This window comes from Bifidobacterium longum subsp. infantis ATCC 15697 = JCM 1222 = DSM 20088, from assembly GCF_000269965.1.
GTDB lineage: Bacteria > Actinomycetota > Actinomycetes > Actinomycetales > Bifidobacteriaceae > Bifidobacterium > Bifidobacterium infantis.
In genome coordinates this window covers 2273899-2295578 of sequence record NC_017219.1, presented here as the reverse complement: position 1 = coordinate 2295578, position 21680 = coordinate 2273899, and the positions used below count along the sequence as shown (strand labels likewise).

Annotated in this window: 17 protein-coding genes; 14 read left to right on the top strand and 3 right to left on the bottom strand. The window is 61.1% G+C overall.

Annotated features, from left to right (window positions below):
- Positions 1–194: 194 nt before the first annotated feature.
- Both BLIJ_RS10775 and trxA read right to left on the bottom strand, forming a co-directional pair.
- Positions 195–1178, bottom strand: coding sequence for a resuscitation-promoting factor (locus BLIJ_RS10775; protein WP_012578346.1), 984 nt, complete (start codon positions 1176–1178; stop codon positions 195–197).
- 174 nt (positions 1179–1352) lie between these two features.
- A complete protein-coding gene (gene trxA, locus BLIJ_RS10770) occupies positions 1353–1724 on the bottom strand; it encodes a thioredoxin (RefSeq protein ID WP_003828388.1) in 372 nt (123 codons plus the stop codon).
- Positions 1725–1891: 167 nt separating this feature from the next.
- On the opposite strand from trxA, the gene BLIJ_RS10765 reads away from it, so the two are divergent.
- From BLIJ_RS10765 to BLIJ_RS10715, 11 genes are all read left to right on the top strand, one after another.
- Positions 1892–2554, top strand: coding sequence for an NUDIX hydrolase family protein (locus BLIJ_RS10765; RefSeq protein ID WP_013140295.1), 663 nt, complete (start codon positions 1892–1894; stop codon positions 2552–2554).
- Between the two features lie 127 nt (positions 2555–2681).
- Positions 2682–3539 carry an alpha/beta fold hydrolase gene (locus BLIJ_RS10760; protein WP_012578344.1) on the top strand — a complete coding sequence of 286 codons (858 nt, stop codon included), beginning with the start codon at positions 2682–2684 and terminating at the stop codon, positions 3537–3539.
- Positions 3540–3548: 9 nt separating this feature from the next.
- Positions 3549–4841, top strand: a complete 1293-nt coding sequence (gene nudC / locus BLIJ_RS10755; protein ID WP_012578343.1) for an NAD(+) diphosphatase — start codon at positions 3549–3551, stop codon at positions 4839–4841.
- A 25-nt stretch (positions 4842–4866) separates the two neighbouring features.
- A complete protein-coding gene (gene gcvH / locus BLIJ_RS10750) occupies positions 4867–5280 on the top strand; it encodes a glycine cleavage system protein GcvH (RefSeq protein ID WP_012578342.1) in 414 nt (137 codons plus the stop codon).
- Between the two features lie 156 nt (positions 5281–5436).
- The gene (locus BLIJ_RS10745; protein WP_014485115.1) at positions 5437–6768 is read left to right on the top strand and encodes an App1 family protein phosphatidate phosphatase; all 1332 of its coding nucleotides are present in this window, start codon (positions 5437–5439) and stop codon (positions 6766–6768) included.
- Between the two features lie 60 nt (positions 6769–6828).
- Positions 6829–9345, top strand: coding sequence for a S9 family peptidase (locus BLIJ_RS10740; protein ID WP_012578340.1), 2517 nt, complete (start codon positions 6829–6831; stop codon positions 9343–9345).
- 204 nt (positions 9346–9549) lie between these two features.
- A complete protein-coding gene (locus BLIJ_RS10735; protein ID WP_012578339.1) occupies positions 9550–10581 on the top strand; it encodes a 3-isopropylmalate dehydrogenase in 1032 nt (343 codons plus the stop codon).
- Positions 10582–10637: 56 nt separating this feature from the next.
- Complete coding sequence (locus BLIJ_RS10730; RefSeq protein ID WP_012578338.1) at positions 10638–11723, top strand: lipoate--protein ligase family protein; 1086 nt, start codon at positions 10638–10640, stop codon at positions 11721–11723.
- A gap of 74 nt (positions 11724–11797) precedes the next feature.
- Positions 11798–12517: a Crp/Fnr family transcriptional regulator gene (locus BLIJ_RS10725; RefSeq protein WP_012578337.1), complete on the top strand. Its 720-nt coding sequence runs from the start codon at positions 11798–11800 to the stop codon at positions 12515–12517.
- A gap of 103 nt (positions 12518–12620) precedes the next feature.
- Positions 12621–14909, top strand: coding sequence for a transglycosylase domain-containing protein (locus BLIJ_RS10720; protein WP_012578336.1), 2289 nt, complete (start codon positions 12621–12623; stop codon positions 14907–14909).
- A gap of 221 nt (positions 14910–15130) precedes the next feature.
- Positions 15131–16513, top strand: a complete 1383-nt coding sequence (locus BLIJ_RS10715; protein ID WP_014485114.1) for an NADH:flavin oxidoreductase/NADH oxidase — start codon at positions 15131–15133, stop codon at positions 16511–16513.
- 167 nt (positions 16514–16680) lie between these two features.
- On the opposite strand, the gene BLIJ_RS10710 is transcribed toward BLIJ_RS10715, so the two are convergent.
- Positions 16681–17832 carry a quinone-dependent dihydroorotate dehydrogenase gene (locus BLIJ_RS10710; RefSeq protein ID WP_012578334.1) on the bottom strand — a complete coding sequence of 384 codons (1152 nt, stop codon included), beginning with the start codon at positions 17830–17832 and terminating at the stop codon, positions 16681–16683.
- Positions 17833–18186: 354 nt separating this feature from the next.
- On the opposite strand from BLIJ_RS10710, the gene BLIJ_RS10705 reads away from it, so the two are divergent.
- Genes BLIJ_RS10705 through galK form a run of 3 tightly spaced genes read left to right on the top strand, consistent with a single transcriptional unit; the run spans position 18187 to position 21512 of the window.
- Positions 18187–18990, top strand: coding sequence for a DeoR/GlpR family DNA-binding transcription regulator (locus BLIJ_RS10705; protein WP_012578333.1), 804 nt, complete (start codon positions 18187–18189; stop codon positions 18988–18990).
- A gap of 4 nt (positions 18991–18994) precedes the next feature.
- Complete coding sequence (galT, locus tag BLIJ_RS10700) at positions 18995–20245, top strand: galactose-1-phosphate uridylyltransferase (protein WP_012578332.1); 1251 nt, start codon at positions 18995–18997, stop codon at positions 20243–20245.
- Between the two features lie 16 nt (positions 20246–20261).
- Entirely contained in the window at positions 20262–21512 is a 1251-nt protein-coding gene (gene galK / locus BLIJ_RS10695) for a galactokinase (RefSeq protein WP_012578331.1), read from the top strand.
- Positions 21513–21680 lie beyond the last annotated feature (168 nt).

Genomic DNA, 21680 nt, shown 5'->3' with positions numbered 1-21680 from the left:
CTCTAACATTTTATAAAATGTTAGAGATAGACAACACAATTATTATTCGGCTGATAAGGCGCAGAAATGCTGATGCCGATCCCCGATGATTGGGAACCGGCATCATGCGCATGAGTTCGCTCGGCGTTTGGGCCGGGTTTCACTCAGCCTCCTTGCGGCGCGGAACCTGTTGTGTGCGTGTTGATTTGGCTGGCTTAGTAGCTCTTGTGCGCCTGCCAATACGCGTACGCGCCGGAAATCGAACCATAGCGGTCTTTGCAATAATTCACAAACCACTTGAACTGGGTCTGGTAGTTGGTCTGCCAGTCTGCACCTGCGGAAGCCATCTTGCTGCCCGGCAGCGCCTGCGGCAGGCCATAAGCACCTGAAGACGGGTTCGTGGCGGTGGGGCTCCAGCCGGATTCGTGGCTGATGATGAAGTTGGCGGCGGTGAAGTCGGCCTCGGAGTAGCCGTTGGAAATCAGGTAGTCATGCGCCCAGGACTGAATCTCGCCGGCCGGCGTGGTAGTGCCGATGCTGGCGGCGCTGGGCGAAGACACGGTGGCGGTACCCACCAGAATCACCTTGTCGACCGGTGCCTTCTTGACCCATGAGGTGAACACGTTGGAGGAGACGACCTTATCGCCGGAGCGGGTCACCAGAGACGTGGTCTCCAGCACACCCTTCTCACCCTCGGTCTCGACCTTCTCCTGGCCATTGGGCAGGCTCGAGGTCTCCTTGCGTACTTCATTGAAAGCGATATCGGTGTCAGTGGTCTCCACCGTGGTGTTGGCGCGGTCGATGGAAATGACCGTGGACTCGGTGACCTTGGAATCCAGGCTTGGGCTCACGCTATCTTCCGGATCGAGAACGATATCGCCGGTTTCCAGCACATCCTTGACGGTGGTCATGTTGTCTTTTTCGCCGAGGACCACGCGGGACTTGCCGTTGACCTTGACGGTCACGTAGGTGGTGCTCTTGAGCGCACCACGGGAGGCCGAGCGGGAAGCTGCGCCGTCGGTGGCGGAGAATGAGGTTGGGGTGATGGGATGCGTAGCGGTGCTCGACTGATAGAAGTCGCGAGATATAACGCCTGCAGTGGCAATGAGACCCACTGCGGCTACGGCCGCTGCGATCTTCGCCCACTGACCCCGAGATAGGGTCTTGACGATTGAGGTTCGCTCAGCGTGCTTCGACATTGCGCTCCTTGGTTGGGTACACACTGCTCTCCATCATAGGACGTTGAGTGGATGAATAAAAAATCCGTGGTGGGTGTTCGACCCGCCACGGATGGCATATGTAGTAGCTAGCAGTGCAAGGAAGCGCTATATATGGTCTTTTTCCGTGCTTCCGCTGCCGCAGCGTGATAAGGCTTACTGCTGCTCCTGCGCTGCCTGCTGCGCTTTGGCGGCGGCCAGATCCAGCGCCTTGGCCTGGGCGATGAGGTCGTCCAGATCGGAGGCCTGCAGCGCGCCGGCCTGCTGGAAAATGACCTCGCCCTGCTTGGCAATCATCAGCGTAGGCACCGCCTGAATGCCGGCAGCCTGAGCCAGATCCTGATTGGCATCGATGTCCACCTTGACGAAAGCGATGTTCGCATTCTCCGGCTCGTTGGACGCAGCCTCGAAAATCGGGCCGAATGCTCGGCACGGACCGCACCAAGTGGCCCAGAAGTCAACGAACACGATTTCGTTGTCGGTAATGGTCTTCTCAAACTCAGCTGAAGTGATGGCGGTGGTGGCCATTGAAGTTCCTTCCTCAAACACAGTGCTTGATGCTGTATACCAGTTTCCCAGCACCACCCAACATTTCGGCAAAAGTTTGTGCCCCAAGCTGAATGGATTGCGGGCGCATGGAGGCGATGAGGCGCTTTGCTGAGAATTCACAGACAATTTTTCGGTGAATTGTGCCCATGTTCATCAATGCGCGCGATAATGAGACCATGCCAGTCATGAATGATGAAGTGCCCGACGAGGGCGATTACGATGCCGGCCGTGGCCGCGGCGAATTCGACAACATCACGCCCGAGGACTTCATTCACGGCGGCGGTTCGGGCCACGGCAACCCGCCGGGATGGCTGGGACCGGCCGACATCAACCGGGCCCGCCACCAGATGCCCATCGCGTACGTGGAGATCGTGCCCGTGCGCACCGATGAGATGGGCCGCATTGCCCAGGTCGGCTCGTTGCTGCGCGTCGCCGAAGACGGGTCGATCGAGCGTACGCTGATCACCGGCCGTGTGCTGTATCACGAAACGTTGCGCGAGGCCATCGCCCGCAATGTGGCCAAGGATTTGGGCGATATCGCCTTGCCGCTGCTGCCGGTCGGGCTCCAGCCGTTCACCGTGGCCGAATTCTTCCCGACGCCGGGACTAAGCGAATACTACGATCCGCGCCAGCACGCCATCGCACTGTGCTACGTGGTACCTATCGCTGGCGACTGCAAGCCACAGGACGAGACGCTGGATGTGGAATGGGTGGATCCCAAGAGCGACGTAATGAACACGTTCGTGGCGCAGATGGTCAACGGTCATGGTCGCATCGTGCGGCAGGCGTTGGCCTGGGCCGGAATCTGACAGTTGTTCTGCTTCCCGCTGGTGGGGATGGCGCGTGGCGACGGAGGGCGGTCCGCGTTGAAACCGCTCCCAGCCGACTGAGCCGACAGCTCCGCCAGTGGGGTGTGAATGTGAAGGAGTAACGACAATGGCAATCGAATTGGCCAATCATATCTATCGCGATGGCGAAGGCGTGCCGGTGGTGCTGATGAACGCCTACCCGGTGGACCACCGCATGTGGGACGTGTGCGCGAAGGCGCTCGCCGACTTCGCCGACCTGAACGATGTGCCGGACTTCCCGATTTGGGCGCCGGATATGGCCGGCTCCGGCGCATCCCCGGTTCCCAGCGAGGTCGATTCCGGCCCGCGTATGGCCAACGGCGCGTACAGCGAGGCGCTGGATCGCCTGGCCGGAGCCTACGTGGACCTGATCAAGGCCGCCGGCTATGAGCAGGCGATCTGGGTCGGGCTGTCGATGGGCGGCTACGTGGCGATGGACATCCAGCGCCTGTACCCCGAAACGGTGGCCGGACTGGCCTTGTGCGACACGATGGCCGCGTCCGACGGTGTGGGCGGAGAGAACCGACTGAAGATGGCGGACGCCGCCGAACAGACGAACTCGGTCGAACCGGTCATGCACTTCGCGCAACCGGCCGATGGCGATTCCACCGTCAAGAAGACTCCTGAATTCATCGCGACCATGACCGACTGGATCAACGAACAGAACCCGGCTGGTCTGGCTTGGCGTCAGCGCATGACCTATGGCCGGCCCGAATTGGAGGCGGTGCCGGAAACGATCAGCGCGCCGAGCCTGGTGGTATCCGGTGAACTGGACCCCTCCAGCAACCCGAGCGTGATGCGTCCGCTCGCCGAACGAATCACCGGCGCTGAATTCATCGACATTCCGGACTGCGGCCATTTCAGCGCCGTCGAACATCCGGATACCGTGGCGCGGGCGCTGCTCTCGCTTGTCAGGCGCGTGCAGAGCGCGCAGAAGAACGCATAGGAGACCTCGATGACCGCTGACATTCATTTCTCACCTCTGGCACTGACCCATGCGCTGCCGTTCCTGCCGCTCGCGCAAGGTGACATCGACTATCAGGTGGACCGGCGCGGTGAACCCGGTCTGATCGACGAGCTGTTGGCCGAGCCGACCACCAAAGTCGTGCTTACGCGCGGCGGACTTGTCGCCGTACCGCGCGGCCAAGGCGAGCTCGTGGACTATGAGAACGTGAAAATGCGGCTCGCCACGTTGCCGGGCGCCTATGTGTCCGCCGAACTGGCACGCTACCCCGAAGCGGTCGCCATGTTCCTCGGCTCCTATGTCGGGGCGCGCGGCGAATCCGTGGTCGCCGTGGATATCACGCGCGTGCCGGAAGCCGGTGTTCCCGGTGTTGACGGGATTGCTGATGTTTCCGGTGCTGCCGGCGGCGTGCTCGGCACCCAGGATTCCGGCACCGTGGACGGCGCGCTGGGCAAGAACGGCATCAGCGGAGGTGCTGCCGCCGGAATACGGCAGCCGGGAAATACCAAGGGCAATGGCGGCGTAGCCGCAGCCAAAATCGCCGGGCCGCTCGGTGTACCGGATTCGGCCGGGCAAGGTGCGGACGATGCCTTCGATGATTCGGTCGGCGCGCCCGTACAACCCTTGGTCCCGAAGCCCACGCTGTTGCAACAGGCCGTGACCCGGTTCGACTGGGTGGACCTGCGCGGATTCGCCCCTCACGCCAACGCGCGCGAGGCTGGGCAAGCCACCAGTGCCATCACCTTAAGCATCTGGCACAGCCGCCAGCGGTTCTGCCCCACCTGTGGCGCGGCGGTCCGGCCGGCGCTCGCCGGATGGGCGCAGCGATGCACCAACGAGGCGGACGGCAACCGTGTGCTGTTCCCGCGCGTGGAGCCGGCGGTCATCACCGCCATCGTGGACGGGCACGACCGTCTGCTGCTGCAACACAACGCGGCATGGAATGATTCGAGGCTGTATTCGGTGTCCGCCGGATTTGTGGAGGCGGGGGAGAACCTTGAACACGCCTGCCGCCGCGAGGCCATGGAAGAGACCGGCATCAAGCTCGGCGAGGTGCGGTACCTGGGCTCGCAGCCGTGGCCGTTCCCGGCTTCGCTGATGATGGCGTTCAAAGCACATGCAATCACCACCGACGTGCATGTGGACGGCGAGGAGACCATGACCGCGCGATGGGTCACACGCGACGAATACACGGCCGAGCTCATCGCCGGCCGTATGGCGGCGCCGGGCCGCGCCACCATCGCCCGCTACATGATTGAGGAATGGCTCGGTCGCGAGCTGTGACGGACCGCGAAGATAGGTTAGGCTTATGACTATGAGTGATGACAACGAAAACGAACAGCCGCTGAACCTCGACATTCCCGACCATCTCGAATACTCCGAGGAGCATGCGTGGGTGGACCGTTCGGTCGACCCCGCAATCATCGGCATCACCGAATACGCCGCCGACCAGCTTGGCGAACTTGTGTTCGTGGATCTGCCTGAGCCTGGCGCCCGTGTGGAGGCCGGCGACGAGATCGTGGAGCTTGAATCCTCCAAGGCCGTCCAGCCGTTGATCAGCCCCGTGGCGGGTACGGTCAAGTATGTGAACCGTGACGTGGCGGACGACCCGTCCGTGGTCAACGGCGATCCGTACGGCGAAGGCTGGCTGCTGAAGGTCGAGCTTGACGACGATGAGCCGGAGCTGCTGAGCGCCGACGAATACGCGAATGTCGTGCGGTAGTTCTACCCATGGCTCCCCCCCCCTGAGGGGAGCTGGCTATGAAGCGGACTGAGGGGAGTTTCCATATGTTGGGGACTCCCCTCAGTCGCCCATGGCGACAGCTCCCCTCAGAGAGGGGAGCCAAGAAAATGAGGTGTATGGCCTATATTGGTGTCTATGAGAAGCCCACGCGAGGATTTTGAGGCGGCAGGCAAGCGACTGCCTTGGGATGCTGCTGCTCGCAATGCAGCGCTGTCCGCCACTGCGCCAGTCTCTGACGTCAAGGCATCCGCCAATGGCGCCGACAATGCCAGCAATGCTGAACATTCCGATGACATGCCCACCGTGCCGATTCCCGCACGCAAGGCTGCCACGACGTTCGACACCCCCTCCAAGCATGAGCGCATCGAGGTCAAGCCGCCGATCACCCGATTCATACGTCGTGCCATCACCCGCGTGTTCGGCGTATGGTCACACATCTCCACTCAGGTGGTGCGCCAATGGGGCTGGTATCCGCGAGTGGAACCCTATGTGGGTTATGGCACCGGCGATTACTCGCGCCTGATCTGCCGCACGGTATACGCCCCCAAGCATGCGCAATCCGGCGAACTGATCCGCGGCATCCGCGGCATGCTTGCCGTGCCCGCGCCGCGCACCCACGTGCAGGCCAGCATTGATGACATGCCGCTGAACACCGTGCAGATCGGTGTCTCCGAGGTCTATGACAAGGTGGACCGCACGCGCGATCTCGGCAGCGAATACGCCATCTCCGATTCCGCCGGATACCTCGACCTCGTGGCCGAGCATCGTCTGGTGCCCGGCATCCATCGCGTCTCCTACAGCGTGGCCAACCGCAAACCCGTGAGCGCCAACCTGTACACCATCCCCGCCAGTGCCAAAGTCGGCATCATCTCCGATGTGGACGACACCATCATGATCACGCAGGCCCCGGTGCCATGGAAGGCCGCGTACAACCTGCTGTTCCTCGACCCCAAGAAGAAAGCCTCCGTGCCGGGCATGAGCGTGCTGTTCACCCGCATCGCCGACTTGTTCCCCGGCGCACCGTTCTTCTATCTTTCGACATCGCCTTGGAATGTGGAGAGTTCGATTCGCAACTTCATCACTGACCATGGTTTTCCCGAAGGCCCGCTGCTGCTGCGCGACCTCGACCCGAGGCCCAAGACCTTCGTGCCCACCGGCCCCCAGCACAAACTTGAGTTTGCTGAACAACTTATGGCCGACTTCCCGGACATGAAGTTCATTCTGGTGGGCGATGACGGGCAGAAGGACCCGACCACGTACGCCACCATCGCCCGCAGATATCCCGGACGTGTACTGGCTATCGTCATTCGTGAGTTGAGCCCGCGCGAATCAACCGGATTGGCGTCGGTGACGGGGCTCACCTCGACCCAGCCGACTCCGGTAACCGATGTACCAGTATTCACCGGCACCACCGGCTCGAACATTCTGAAGACCATGCTGCCGTATCTGAAGACGGTGTTGCGATAAGCGCGGCGTGATGAACGCCGAATGCGTCCCGGTGTGGTGCCTCGCCTATAATCGCGTGGTATGACTGACGAGAGCACAAACGCCGCGGCCGCGATGCCGCCTTATGCCAAACGCGAGCCGAAGCGCCGCGAATTCCACGGTGACGTTTTCGAAGACGATTACGAGTGGATGCGAGACAAAGACTCCGATGATGTGCGCAGCTACGTAGCTGCCGAAAACCAGTACTGCGAGCGTCGCATGGCGCATCTGGCGGATTTCCGGCATACGTTGTTTGAAGAGCTGAAATCGCATGTGGAAGAGACCGATATGTCGGTTCCCACGCGCGTCAATGATTACTGGTACTTCACCCGCACGCAGCAGGGCAAACAGTATGGCGTGCAATGCCGCATCCCCGTGTGCGATGCCGATGACTGGGACCCGCCGGTCGTGGATCCGCAAGGCGCGCCCGGCTCCATGCCCGGTGAACAGGTCGTTTTTGATGCGAACAAGGAATCCGAGGGGCATGACTTCTTCCGGCTCGGCGGCTTGGATCTGAGCAAGGACGGCCGTTGGATGCTGTACGGCGTGGATGTTGCGGGAGACGAACGATATGATTTCCGCATTCGCGACCTTGCCGGGCTGGAGACCGGGGAGCCGGTCAGCGAACTGCCCGAACAGTTCACCGGCATTGGCAGCGCATGCTTCACGCCGGACGGCCAATGGGTGTTCTGGGTGGAATTGGACGATTCCTGGCGGCCGCTCGCCGTGTGGCGGCATCGTGTTGGCACGGCGGTCGAATCGGATGTGTGCGTGTACCGAGAAACCGATGAACGGTTCTGGGTGGGCGTCGGCATCAGTTTTGATGAGCGCAATATCGTGATCGGCACCGGTTCCAAAACCACCACCGAAGTGCTGATGCTGCCGGTGGCCACGCCTGAAGGCGAATTCCAAGCCTTCATTCCACGTCAGAACGATATTGAATATGATGTGAGCTTTGCCTGTTTTGAAGGCGTGGGGGAGAACGGTGCGGATGTGCCACTCGCCGTGGTCTATCACAACGCCGCCAATCCGAATTTCGAAATCGACGTCATTGACATGCGTGGCCATGAGCCGCCGTACCGGCTCGGCGAAGGCGTGTGCATTGCCGCCGGGTCGCCGTACGGCTGTGAACATGGTGAGCCGGATAAGCCGATTACCGAGGCATACTTCAACGCCGCCAATCCGGCGATATTGCAGGGTGCCCACGGTCTGGGCATCGAAGGCATCGCGTTGCATCGCAACTTTGTGTCCCTGAGCTACCGTGCCGACGGCCAGCCGCACGTGGCATACATGACCAAGAGCGCGGCTGCCGCCGACTTCCTGGCCGGACGGCCGTGGCGGTTTACGGAACTGCTGCCGCCTGCCCTGGAGGACGACTGGGACATGGTTGCCGCCGATCGCGAAGGCTTCACCGGCGATCATGGCGAAATCTTGTGGACCGAAGATGAGGCCCCCACGGATCACACGTCATCTTCCGATGGTGCCAGCGACGACCACCTGCCCGGTGAGACCCGGCGCTTGTACACCATCGGCGTCGGCGGCAACCCATCGTATGAGGCGCCGCGCATGCGCTACTCGTTCGCCAGCTACACCCGCCCGGGCGAGCTGCACGAAATCGATCCCGCCACCGGTGAAGATACGCTGCTGAAGCGAGCCACCGTGTTGGGCAACTTCAATCCACGCGATTACATGGAACGCCGTGTGTGGATTACCGCGCGCGACGGCGAACGCATTCCTGTTTCCCTCGTCTGGCACCGCGATTGCCCGGCGCAGGATTCGCCGATGTTCATTACCGGATATGGTGCATACGAGATTTCCTCCGATCCGGGGTTCTCGGTCTCTCGTCTGAGCATGTTGGATCGCGGTGTGCTGTACGCCGTGCCGCATATTCGTGGCGGCGGCGAAATGGGACGTGCCTGGTATGAACAGGGGCGCAGACTGAACAAGAAGCATTCCTTTGAGGACTTCGTGGACGCCACACGCGCGCTGCAGAAGGCGCATTTGGCTGATGCTTGGCGCACCGTGGCCAACGGCGGATCCGCTGGCGGCCTGCTGATGGGCGCGATTGCCAATATGGCGCCCGAATGCTACGCCGGTATTGAGGCGGATGTGCCGTTCGTGGACGCGTTGACCTCCATTCTTGACCCGGACTTGCCGTTGACCGTCACCGAATGGGACGAATGGGGAGACCCGTTGCATGACCCTGAGGTGTATCAGTACATGAAGTCGTACACGCCATACGAGAATGTGCCGGTCACCGTGCTCGAGGGCGGCGACGACGAGGCTGCCGGTGGCGGCAGTGCTGATGGGGCTGCCACCGGCGCGCTCGCCGCCGCGCAATTCCCGAGAATCTTCATTACCACCTCGATGAACGACACCCGCGTGCTGTACGTCGAGCCGCTCAAATGGCTGGCCCGTCTGCAGTCCGCCGGCGTGGACGCGGTGGCCAAGATTGAGGTCGAGGCCGGTCACGGCGGTCTATCCGGGCGTTACAAGCAATGGGAAGAGGTTTCCTATGAGAACGCTTGGTGCATGGATGTGATGGGGCTCGCTCATTAGGTCATTCTGTCGTTCATTAGGTCGGTGTCCTCTTCTATGTGAGACTGAAATGCCGCCATTTCAGTCCCTGAAATGAACCCACACCGACCTAATGAACACTAAAATGACCTAATGAATGTCTCGACACGATACGCATGTTGGTTGTGTCCACTAGCTGAGCGGGTTCGGGCCGGCAGGGGGTCGCGCGAGTAGGCTCCTTGAACTATGGCAAAGACATATAAAATCGCCGTTATTCCCGGCGACGGTATTGGCAAGGAAGTCACTCCGTGGGCTCAGAAGGCTTTGGAAAAGGCCGCTGAAGGCGTAGCTGACTTCGAGTATGAGAACTTCGACTTGGGTGCCGAGCGCTATCTGCGCGATGGTGCGATCCTGCCCGAGGACGAAGAGGGGCGCATCAAGGCCAACGACGCGATTCTGCTCGGTGCCGTGGGCGATCCGCGTATCAAGGCCGGCATTCTGGAACGCGGCCTGCTGCTGAAGCTGCGCTTCGACCTCGACCAGTACGTGAACCTGCGCCCCTCCAAGCTGTACAAGGGCGTCACCTCGCCGCTCGCCAACCCCGGCGACATCGACTTCGTGGTGGTGCGTGAAGGCACCGAAGGTCTGTACTGCGGTGCCGGCGGCGCGGTGCGCCGCAACACCCCGCAGGAGGTGGCCACCGAGGTGTCCATCAACACCGCATACGGTGTGGAGCGTGTGGTGCGTTACGCCTTCAAGCTTGCTATGAAGCGCAAGAAGCACGTCACCCTGGTGCACAAGAAGAACGTGCTCGTCAACGCCGGTGATATGTGGCAGCGCATCGTCGACAAGGTCGGCGAGGAATACCCTGAGGTCACCCACGACTACCAGCACATCGATGCGGCCACCATCTTCCTGGTCTCCGACCCGAGCCGTTTCGATGTGATTCTCACCGACAACCTCTTCGGCGACATTCTGACCGATGAGGCCGGCTCCGTGGTGGGCGGCGTGGGCTACTCCGCCTCCGGCTGCATCAACGCCTCCGACGAGTTCCCGTCCATGTTCGAGCCGATTCACGGTTCCGCTCCGGACATCGCCGGTCAGAACAAGGCCAACCCGACCGCCGCCATCCTCTCCGCCGCCATGCTGCTCGAGCATCTCGGCTTTGATGATGCGGCCAAGAAGATTCACACCGCCGTCGAAGCGGACATCGAGGAGCTCGGCTCCACCGTGCGCTCCACCGACCAGGTCGGCAAGGACATTCTGGCCCGCATGTGACCTCAAACTTGGCTCCCCTTCAGAGGGGAGCCAGAAAACTCTCTATACTGAGTTGCATGCAAATACGACATGGGGAATGCAAAACCGTTGGCGGCAAACTAGTCGCCGTGACCGTATCCGTCGATGATGACGGCACCGCACAGTCATGCCATATCAGTGGTGATTTCTTTATTGAATCAGTTTCGGATGCCGAATCTCATGCTTTGTTACATGACCTGGAACAAGCGCTAATTAGCGATGATTCATTGCGGTCCGTATTGGACGCTCATCCAAGTTGCCGAATTATCGGCACCGATGAAGTTGCCATCAAAACCGCATACAGCCGAGCCGTAAGCAGCAACTTGCCCCCGCTGGCGGGGGCTCCCGCGCAGCGGGTGGGGGTGGTCAGCCCCGATGCGCCGAACATCCCAGCATCCATCAATACACAAACCAAACAGTCCGACAAAAGCTCTGAATACCGGGAGCGTTGGAACGCCCTCAAGCCTCAACTCACCGTGATCCACGACCATCCGCGTACTCCGGACGAACAAATGGCCATTGACGAGACCTGGGCGCGTGAAGTCGCAGCAGGAACACGACAGCCGACCATCCGATTATGGGAGTGGGTGGGCCCGGCTGTGGTCATCGGCCGTTTCCAATCGGCCCAGGACGAGGTGAATCTGGACATTGCCAAGCAGCTCGGCTTCGACGTGGTACGCCGTTGCACGGGTGGCGGAGCGATGTTTATCGAACCGGGCAACACCATTACCTATTCTCTGTATGCACCGCTCGATTTCGTTCAGGGCGTAAGCATCGAAGAATCCTACCGGCTCTGTGACTGGTGGCTGGTCGAAGCGCTGCGCGAACTTGGTTTGGATGTGCGGTTCACGGGCCTCAATGATATCGCCTCGCAGTACGGCAAGATCGGGGGAGCGGCGCAGCGGCGCTTCCCCGTAGGCTCAGGCGGCGCGGTGCTGCACCATGTGACCATGGCATATGACATCGATGCGGCCAAGATGAGCCGTGTGCTCAACACCAGTCACGAGAAGATGTCAGACAAAGCGGTGAAATCAGCGGTCAAACGCGTGGACCCGATGAAAAGCCAGACGGGTCTCAGCCGGGCGCGGATCGTCGAACACCTCATCGACTGGTTCTCCGCATGAGCGTCCGCGCCGAACGGGCGCGTTACAATATGACAGTCGAGGTCAGGCACGGGACGATCGATAAGGATGGTGCGATGAGCTTGGAAACGCCAAACGCTTTTGCTGACGAGGAGAACATCCTGCTGCATACGGCATTGTTCAAGCAGGTATCGCCAGCCGAAGCCGAGGAGCTGTTGCCGCATTTGAAGCGTGCGGCGTTCGATAAGGGCGACTATATCTTCTCCGAAGGCGATACCGATCAGCGCATGTATTTACTGGAGCAGGGGCGCGTCAAGCTGATTCGCACTTCTTCCGATGACCGCGTGCAACTGCTGTCCATCCACGCGCCGGGCGAAGTGCTTGGCGAGATTCCGGTATTCGACCCCCATGGTGGCCCGCGCACCGCGTCAGCAGTGGCCATGAGCCATGGAACGCGCGTGGTCTGGCTGGAGCATGATGCCCTGTTCGCATGGCTTGATGAGCATCCGCGTGTGGCCATCGACATGTTGCAGGTCATGGCCAACCGCCAGCGCGGCAACAACGAACGCATCTCCGACTTGGTATTCATGGATGTGCCGGCGCGTCTGGCCAAGATATTGCTCAACTTGGGCTCACGTTTCGGCGAGCCGGTGGAACAGGGTCTCAAAGTGCCGCATGACCTGACTCAGGAGGAGCTGGCCCAACTGGTGGGCTCCAGTCGTGAGACCGTGAACAAGGCGTTGATGGACTTTTCCAACCGCGGATGGATCGCACGTGACGGCCGATCGATCATCATCTTCCAGCCAGGTATGCTGATTCGACGCTCGCGGCGCTGACCGTTCGGCTGACTTCCAGCCGATGTTACGCTAGTGCGGTTCTTGTGATGATATGTTCACGGGAGCTGACCGTAAGCCCGGTTGGTAGGGCACCCCATTTAGAATGGGGCCCATGCCCAAAAAGAAGTCCCTCACTCTCCAACGTGTGCTTGTTCTCCTCTTGGCCTATATCATGCTTGCCGTCTGCGGCGGCGTGGCGGCCAGTGTGTTGTTTGTACCGGGTGTGGTCGGTGCCAATAAAGCCGCCAAAGCGGTGATTCCGTCGCTCAAGGTAGAAAATGTGGACTTCGATGTGACCAGTCTGCCTCAGAAGTCGACGATGTACGCGCGAGACGGTTCCACCGTTATCGCGACGTTCTACAACCAAAACCGTATCGTCGTGCCGCTGAAGAAGATTTCCAAAACCATGCAGCAGGCAGTGGTGGCGCGCGAAGACCGTCGATTCTGGACTCACGCCGGCGTCGACGTGCAAGGCGTGATGCGTGCGTTTGTGCAGACCTACCTCGTCAAAGGCTCCCAGCAGGGTGGTTCGTCGCTGACCCAGCAGTACGTCAAGAACGTGCTGCTCATGCAGGCGATCGAGGACGACGACCCGATCGCCCAGTACCATGCCACCGAAGACACCGTCGCCCGCAAGATCCGCGAGATGCTGATCTCCGTGCAGATGGAGAAGAAGTATTCCAAGGCCGAGATCCTGCAGGGCTATCTGAACATCGCCCAGTTCGGCAACAACCTGTACGGCGTGGAGACCGCGGCCCAGCGCTACTTCAGCGTGTCCGCCGCCGACCTGAACGTGGTGCAGTCCGCCACCATCGCGGCCATCACCAAGAACCCGAGCCAGTACGATCCGCTGGTCGAGGAGAACCAGAAGGAAAGCGAAAACCAGCGCAACATCGTGCTCAAGCTGATGCTGCAGGAAGGGTACATCACCCAGGACCAGTACACCGAGGCCGTGAACACGCCGCTGAAGGACACGCTGAAGGTGCAGTCCGTGAACGTCGGCTGCCAGGACACCGGCGACTATGCGTACTTCTGCGACTTCGTGGTGCGCCGCATCCAGAACTCCGAGGAATTCGGCAAGACCCGCGCCGAACGCAACAAACTGCTGCAGGAGGGCGGCCTGAAGATCGTCACCACATTGGATGTGGAGGCGAACTCCATGATGATGGACACCGCGCGCCGCACCATTCCGCCCGATGATCCCAGCGGCATGGAGATCGCCATGGCCGCGGTCAAACCGGGGACCGGCGAGGTGCTGGGCTTCGGCCTGAACCGCCACTATGACGCCACCCCGGCGGCCGCGAACGACCCGACCAAGACGAGCCAGAACTACGCCGTCGATCTGGTGGACGGCGGCGGCTCCGGTTGGACCATCGGCTCGTCCTGGAAGCCCATCAACCTCATCGCATGGATGGAGGCGGGCCATTCGATCAACGACAACCTGCAGACCACCACGACGTACCCCACGACCGACTTCGCCTGCGACAACTACAAGGGCGGCGCCGATTCGTGGAACGTGTCGAACGCCATGGGCGCCGGCACGGTGAACCCGGAAAGCCCGTTCCTCGGTCTGGTGCGATCGCACAACACCACCCAGGCCTCCATGGGCGCCATCCTCAAACTGTGCAAGGTGGCGGACACCGCGACCGAACTGGGATACCATGACGCCGCCACCGGCGAGACCATCGACAAGACCCCGGTGTACACGCCGTCCATGATGATCGGCTCGGTGAACGTGTCCCCGCTGACCATGGCGAGCATCTTCGCCGTATACGCCTCGAACGGCGTGCAGTGCAACCCGATCGCCATCAACAAGGTGACCGGCAGGGACGGCAAGGAGTTCAAGGTCCCGTCCGCGAACTGCCATCAGGCGGTGGATAAGGACATCATCCAAACACTCGCTTATACCCTGAACCAAGGTACGGTGCGGCCGGATGGTGCCGGTTGGTCATTCAGATTGGCTGACGGGCGTAAGTCGTTTGGTAAGACCGGTACCAGTGAGGATCTCGCGGTGTCCGGTGGATCGTTCATTCCTAATCAGATCGCGGCGTTCGCTGTGGTCGGCGACGCACAGAACCCGTACACCAACCGTATTTCCAACATTGCCATCAACGGCCGGTACAACAGCTATTGGGATGGTTCGACAATCGCAGCTCCGGCCGTTACCAACTTCTTCAATAGCTACATTTCCAAGAAGAAAATACCGATTGACAACGATTACGGCCAGCCCGTCTCGAAGTACACCACGACTGGCAAGTATCTGGGCATTGGCGGACGAACGTTCAGCGCGCCGCAGACCACTACGAATGGCAACAGCCAATCGCAGAGCAACAACAATCAGTCTCAGTCGCAGAACACTGGGCAAAACAACACCCAAACCCAGGGGCACTGATTCAGAGCAGTTGTGAATGATGGCCAGTGATTGGTGATTGGCGTTTGACATTTGGTGATTGCAGGCCGGCTGAGTCTACGTAACATGGCCGACTGCGATACCCAGATTACGTAGTTTGCGGGCGTTACCTGTTTCAGGTGACGCCCGTTTTACAATACTTAATGACAACGCCAGCGCGTTCATCGAATATTCGCCATGAACGCGCATTGGAAAGGGGAACGATGAGCAACGACGATCTGACGCATGAGAATTTTGATTTTCGTGGATTCGACGTGCCGGATCTCAAAGCGGTGACGATGGCTTCGTCTTCGGACGGCGATCAGTCCAAGCAGCCGAAGACCAAGCACGATGATGCATCGAAGAACCGTAAGCACGGTAAGAAGAAGTCAAAATCCGACGCACGGTCCAAGAAGCGGGCCGGCACGGGCAAGACGAGCGAATCGTTCGATGATTATGAGGATTATGAGGATTATGAGGGAAGGGAAGCTGTGGGCAAGGCAGATAAGAAAGCCAGCAAGGACCGTCCTGGGCTGTTTGCGCCAATGACGCTGCGCGAGGTGACCGTGCGTAATCGTATTTGGTTGCCTCCGATGTGCACGTATTCGTCGTTCGCCCGCGACGGTAGGCCCACGCCGTTCCACTACCAGCATTACGTGTCTCGCGCATTCGGCGGATTCGGCATGGTGATCGTCGAATCCACCGCCGTGGCTCCTGAGGGGCGTATCACGCCGTGCGATCTGGGCCTGTGGGAAGACGGGCAGATTGATGCTTGGCGCTGGATCGTGGACGGTATTCGCGAGGCGGGTGCGGTGCCTGCCATCCAACTCAACCATGCGGGGCGTAAGGCTTCGACTGGTTGTTTTGCCGTTGGCTACGACGGTCAGAGTGTGCCGGAGGAGGCGGGCGGCTGGCCCACCATGGCACCGTCTGAAATCGCATTCGGCGGGCTGCGTACGCCGCGCGCGCTGTCCGTGGATGAGATTCATGGTCTGGTCGGCGCGTTCGCCGCGGCGGCGGGCCGGGCGTCGGCCGCCGGCTTCCAAGCGATTCAAATTCATGCCGCGCATGGCTATCTGATTTCTCAGTTCCTTGACCCGCTGAGCAATGAGCGTGATGACGAATATGGTGGCGATTTGACCGGTCGCTCTCGATTCCTGGTCGAGGTCGTGGATGCCGTGCGTGGGGCCGTCCCTGAGGGCGTGCCGGTTCTGGTGCGCATTTCGGCCACGGATTGGGCCGCTGGCGGTTGGGATTTGGACCAGAGCATCGCACTATCCAAGGTGCTGAAGGAGCATGGCGTCGATGTGATGGACGTGTCCACTGGCGGCATCATGTCGGGAGTGTCGATTCCGGTCAAGCCGAACTATCAGGTGCCGTTCGCCGAGCAGGTCAAGTCCAAGGCCGATATTCCGGTGACCGCGGTGGGTCTTATCACCAAGCCGAAGCAGGCGGCCAAGATTCTGGCCCATGGCGAAGCCGATGCCGTGGAAATTGGCCGCGCCGCATTGCGCGATCCGTACTGGCCGTTGCGTGCGGCCAACAAGCTGGGCATACCGTCCACAGAGGTCCCCTACGCCCCGCAATACGTGGCCGGTGCGTACTAAATCCTCATGGGGCGGTAACTTTCCCATGGGGCGGTAAAACCCTCATGGGGCGGTAACCCAAAACGGCGGTATTCTGCGGAATGTGAAATTTGGCTAACCGCCCCATGGGACAATCACCGCCCCATGAGGGTTTTACCGCCCCATGGGTAATAGGGCAATATGTGAGTTCACTCCACGTCTACGCCGACGGCATCGGAGACGTGCTCGAATCCGTCACGGCGCAGCAGCTGGGCCAGACCGCGCTTCAACACGGTAATCTGCTGCGGGCCTCGGTACATCAGCGAGCTGATGAACATGACCAAGCTGGAGCCGGAACGAATCTTCGCATAGGCTTGCTCGGGGGTAAAGACGCCACCGATGCCGGCGATAGCGAACCGGTCGCCATACTCTTTATACACCTTGCGAATCAGCTCGGTGCTGGCGTTGGTGCACGGGCCGCCGGACAGGCCGCCCTCCCAATCGCGCGGAATCTCGAGGCCGGTGCGGTCCTTCTGCAGATTGGCGATGGACAGCCCCTGCACATTGTGCTCGGCCAGCACATCGAGCAGCTCCTTGTACTCGCCCCACGGCTTGTTCAACGGCATCTTGACCAGCGTGGGCTGCGGGCGGTCGATCTTGTCGAGCGCCGTAAACAGACGGTCGAGCGCTTCCGGAGTCGTGGTGAACGGTTCGCCGACGTGCGTGTTCGGGCAGGAGACGTTGACCTCCACCATCGCGGTGCGGCCGACGGCGCGGCGCATCGAAATGCAGTAATCCTCAATGCCTTCGTCCAAATCGCCGCACTGGTCGTCGTTGGTGCGGGCGATCGACACGGACAGCTGCATCTGGCGGGCCTGAGTCCAAGCCTTCTCGGCGCGCTCGATGACCTTGTCCGAACCGATGTTGGCGAGGCCGACGTGCACCATCATCGAATCGTATTCAGGCAGACGGTGGAACCACGGCTTGGCGTTGCCCGAGCAGGGACGCGAGGTGGTGGAGCCTACGGTTTCGAAGCCGAAGCCGGCGTGGTCCAGCACCACGGGCATGTCGCAGTTCTTGTCGAGGCCGGCGGACAGGCCGAACGGGTTGGTGAAATCGACGCCCATCACATTCGTTTCCAGAATGGGGTCGGTGTAGTCGAGCATAAGCTGCTCGGCGAGCAGCAGCGGCGGGACGTTCTTGACGACATGGCAGAACTCGATCATCTGATCGTGTGCCTCATCGGGGCGGTGGTTGAACACGAAGTTCGGTTTGATGATGTGCTTGTAGCCGAAGGTGAACAGATCGGTGGTGGCTTTGTTGACGGCGTCGTGCCAGAAGCTTTCAGAAACGTAAGTCATACCGCCTATTGTCTCACGCTTGGGCCGGTGCGGCTAGGCGATCCCTACCTAGGCGAATTGGGGAAGGGGCTACCGCGTGTCGAGGCACACGCAGACGTAGGCTCGGCAGAAGATACATGAATTGGGACGCACCAGGTATCAGGCGTGACTCTCCGCTGAGCAACGCGCGCGGGAGAGTCGTCGGTCGTGAGCTATCGCGCTGGTGGCCGCTGTGAGAATATCGGTTCGCGCAATGTGCGATTTTGCGTGGTTTTGCGGAAATGAACACCTGAATTGCCCGGAATTTTCGAGAAATTGTCCCCAAAACGCTCAAGCCGGTTTGGTTTGTGAGCTTTTGTGTGCGATAATGTTCACATGATTTCGTCACAACGTCAGCACCTCATCTTGAGCAGGTTGCGCACACGCGGGGCAGTGCGCATTACGGCGCTATCGAAGGAACTGGGTGTGTCAGCGATGACCATCCGCCGCGATATCGCCGAACTTGCCGACAAGGGACTGCTGAAGCGCGTCCACGGCGGCGCGGTGACTACCAGTACTTTGCTCAGCGAACCCCTGTTCTCTGTCAAGTCCCAGATGGATATCGGCCTGAAGGGCGCCATCGCCCAGGAAGCCATCCAATATGTGGCTCCCGGCGACGTAATCGCCATCGGCGGCGGCACCACGGCCTATGTCTTCGCCCAGCATCTGCTCGAATCGCAGCAGTCCAGCGGCATCACCATCCTCACCAATTCGATTCCCGTGGCCGAGCTGGTCCAGGCCCTCGAATCCAAGGATGTGGAGGTGATCGTCACCGGTGGCGTGATCACCCGATCGAACTCGCTTGTCGGCCCGATCGCGGACAAGGTCGTCGCCTCGCTGCGTGTCAACACCGTATTCCTCGGCACCCACTCGGTGTCGATTCCCCGTGGCTTCCTGATGCCGAATTCGCTGGAAGCCGCAACCGATATGGCGATGATGGACATCGCCGATCGCACCATAGTTTTGACCGATCACACCAAGTGGAGCTGCACATCGCTGTCGCTGTTTGCGCGCTTCGACCAAGTGGACACGGTCATTACTGACGACGGGCTCGACCCCGACTCCGCCGCCAAAACCAAGGATTTGGTAAAGGAACTCGTGCTGGCCCACCAGAGCGAGACCATTGAGGAAAGTGAGTAAACCTATGGCTGATTTCGCCAACTACACCCCCGGGGAGTATGCGAAGGAGCACATCCGCATCACGCCGACGACGCTTGCCGACGGTCGTGACTTTTTCTACCTGGACGACGACCCCGAGTTCGTCTCCGGTGCCAAGACCCGCGAGCTCAAGGACCCGCGCCCGCTGGACTACCGTTTCGCCCCGCACCTGGACGCCGACGGCAACGAAGTGCCGTACGCCGCCCCGCAGATGCGCCGCGACCCGCTGACCGGCGACTGGATCCCGATGGCCACCGCCCGTATGAACCGCCCGATCACCGCCGGTCCCGGAGCCACCGCCAAGGGCAACCCGCTGGCCGCCCGCAAGCCCGGTGACCCGTACCAGGACGGCGAAGTGCCGGACACCGACTACAACGTCGTGGTGTTCGAGAACCGCTTCCCCTCGATGGTGCGCGTGCCCGGTGTCTCCGAGGACGTGACCTACGTTGACGGCAACCCGCTGTGGGAGAAGAAGCTCGCCGCCGGCCGCTGCGAAGTCATCTGCTTCGACCCGAACGAGGAAGGCCTGCCGGCCGATTTGCCGGTCTCCCGCCTGCGCACCGTGGTTGAGGCTTGGGCCTTCCGTACCGCCGAAATCTCCAAGATGGAAGGCATCGAGCAGATCTTCCCGTTCGAGAACCACGGCCAGGAAATCGGCGTCTCCCTCGCCCACCCGCATGGCCAGGTCTACTGCTACCCGTTCATCGCCCCGAAGATGGAGAAGGAACTCCAGCACACCGAGGCCTACCACGAGAAGACCGGCGGCAACCTGCTTAAGGACATCATGAACTCCGAGCTCGAAGCCGGCGAACGCATCGTGATGCGCAACCACAGCTGGGTCGCCTACGTGCCGGCCGCCGCCCGTTGGCCCCTCGAGGTCCACGTGGCTCCGGTGCGCGACGTGCTCACCCTCGACCAGCTCAACGACGAAGAGCGTTGGGACCTTGCCTCCATGTACTCGCACCTCCTGAAGCGCGGCAACGCCTTCTTCGACAAGGGCGACGGCAAGGGCATGGATCTGCCGTACATCGCTGCCTGGCACCAGGCCCCGATCCACGACGCCCGCCGCGAGAACTACCGCCTGAACCTGCAGTTCTTCTCCTTCCGCCGCGCCGCCAACAAGATCAAGTACCTCGCCGGCTCCGAATCCGGCATGGCCGCCTGGATCTCCGACACCACGCCGGAACTCATCGCCAAGCGCTTCCATGAGCTCGGCTCCATCGACATCGCCGACTGATAGAAAGAAAACACCAATGACTGCTGTTGAATTCATTGAGCCGCTGACCCATGAGGAAGGCGTCTCGCAAGCCACCAAGCTGTTCGTCGACACCTACGGCGCTGCGCCCGAGGGCGTGTGGGCTGCTCCGGGCCGTGTGAACCTGATCGGTGAGCACACCGATTACAACGCCGGCCTGTGCCTGCCGATCGCTCTGCCGCATCGCACCTTCATCGCCCTGAAGCCGCGCGAAGACACCAAGGTTCGCGTCGTCTCCGGCGTGGCTCCCGACAAGGTCGCCGAAGCTGATCTCGATGGCCTCAAGGCCCGTGGCGTGGACGGCTGGTCCGCCTACCCGACCGGTGTGGCCTGGGCGCTGCGTCAGGCTGGTTTCGACAAGGTCAAGGGCTTTGATGCCGCCTTCGTCTCCTGCGTGCCGCTGGGCTCCGGCCTGAGCTCCTCCGCCGCCATGACCTGCTCCACCGCTCTGGCTCTGGACGACGTGTACGGCCTTGGCTACGGTGATTCCGACGCCGGCCGTGTGACCCTCATCAACGCCGCCATCAAGTCCGAGAACGAGATGGCCGGCGCCTCCACCGGCGGTCTTGACCAGAACGCTTCCATGCGTTGCACCGAAGGCCACGCGCTGCTGCTTGACTGCCGTCCGGAGCTGACCCCGCTGGAGAACGTCTCCCAGCAGGAGTTCGACCTCGACAAGTACAACCTCGAGCTGCTTGTGGTCGATACCCAGGCTCCGCACCAGCTCAACGATGGCCAGTACGCTCAGCGTCGCGCCACCTGCGAGGAAGCCGCCAAGATTCTCGGTGTGGCCAACCTGCGTGTGACCGCCGACGGCATCTCCAAGGCCGATGACCAGTTCCAGGCCCTCAAGGAAACGCTTGACGCCCTGCCTGACGAGACCATGAAGAAGCGCGTGCGCCACGTCGTCACCGAAATCGAGCGCGTGCGTTCCTTCGTGCGTGCCTTCGCTCAGGGCGACATCAAGGCTGCGGGCCGTCTGTTCAACGCTTCCCACGATTCGCTGGCCGCCGACTACGAGGTCACCGTCCCCGAGCTGGACATCGCCGTAGACGTGGCCCGCAAGAACGGCGCCTACGGTGCGCGTATGACCGGCGGCGGCTTCGGCGGCTCCATCATCGCCCTGGTCGACAAGGGCCAGGGCCACGAGATTGCACAGAAGATTGCTGACCGCTTCGAAAAGGAAGGTTTCAACGCACCTCGCGCCTTGCCGGCGTTCGCTGCGGCTTCCGCGAGCCGCGAGGCCTGATCTCGGAAGCTGATGCAAAAACGCGCGTTGGCGCACGTCCTTTTTCATGGACGTGCGCCAACGCGCGTTTTTGCATGATTTACTTGTGGGCCAGATGGTGCACAGCGTATCCCACGACGATGGCCAGCAGGCACGATGCCGAATGCTTCATCCTGGCTCCCAGGTGCG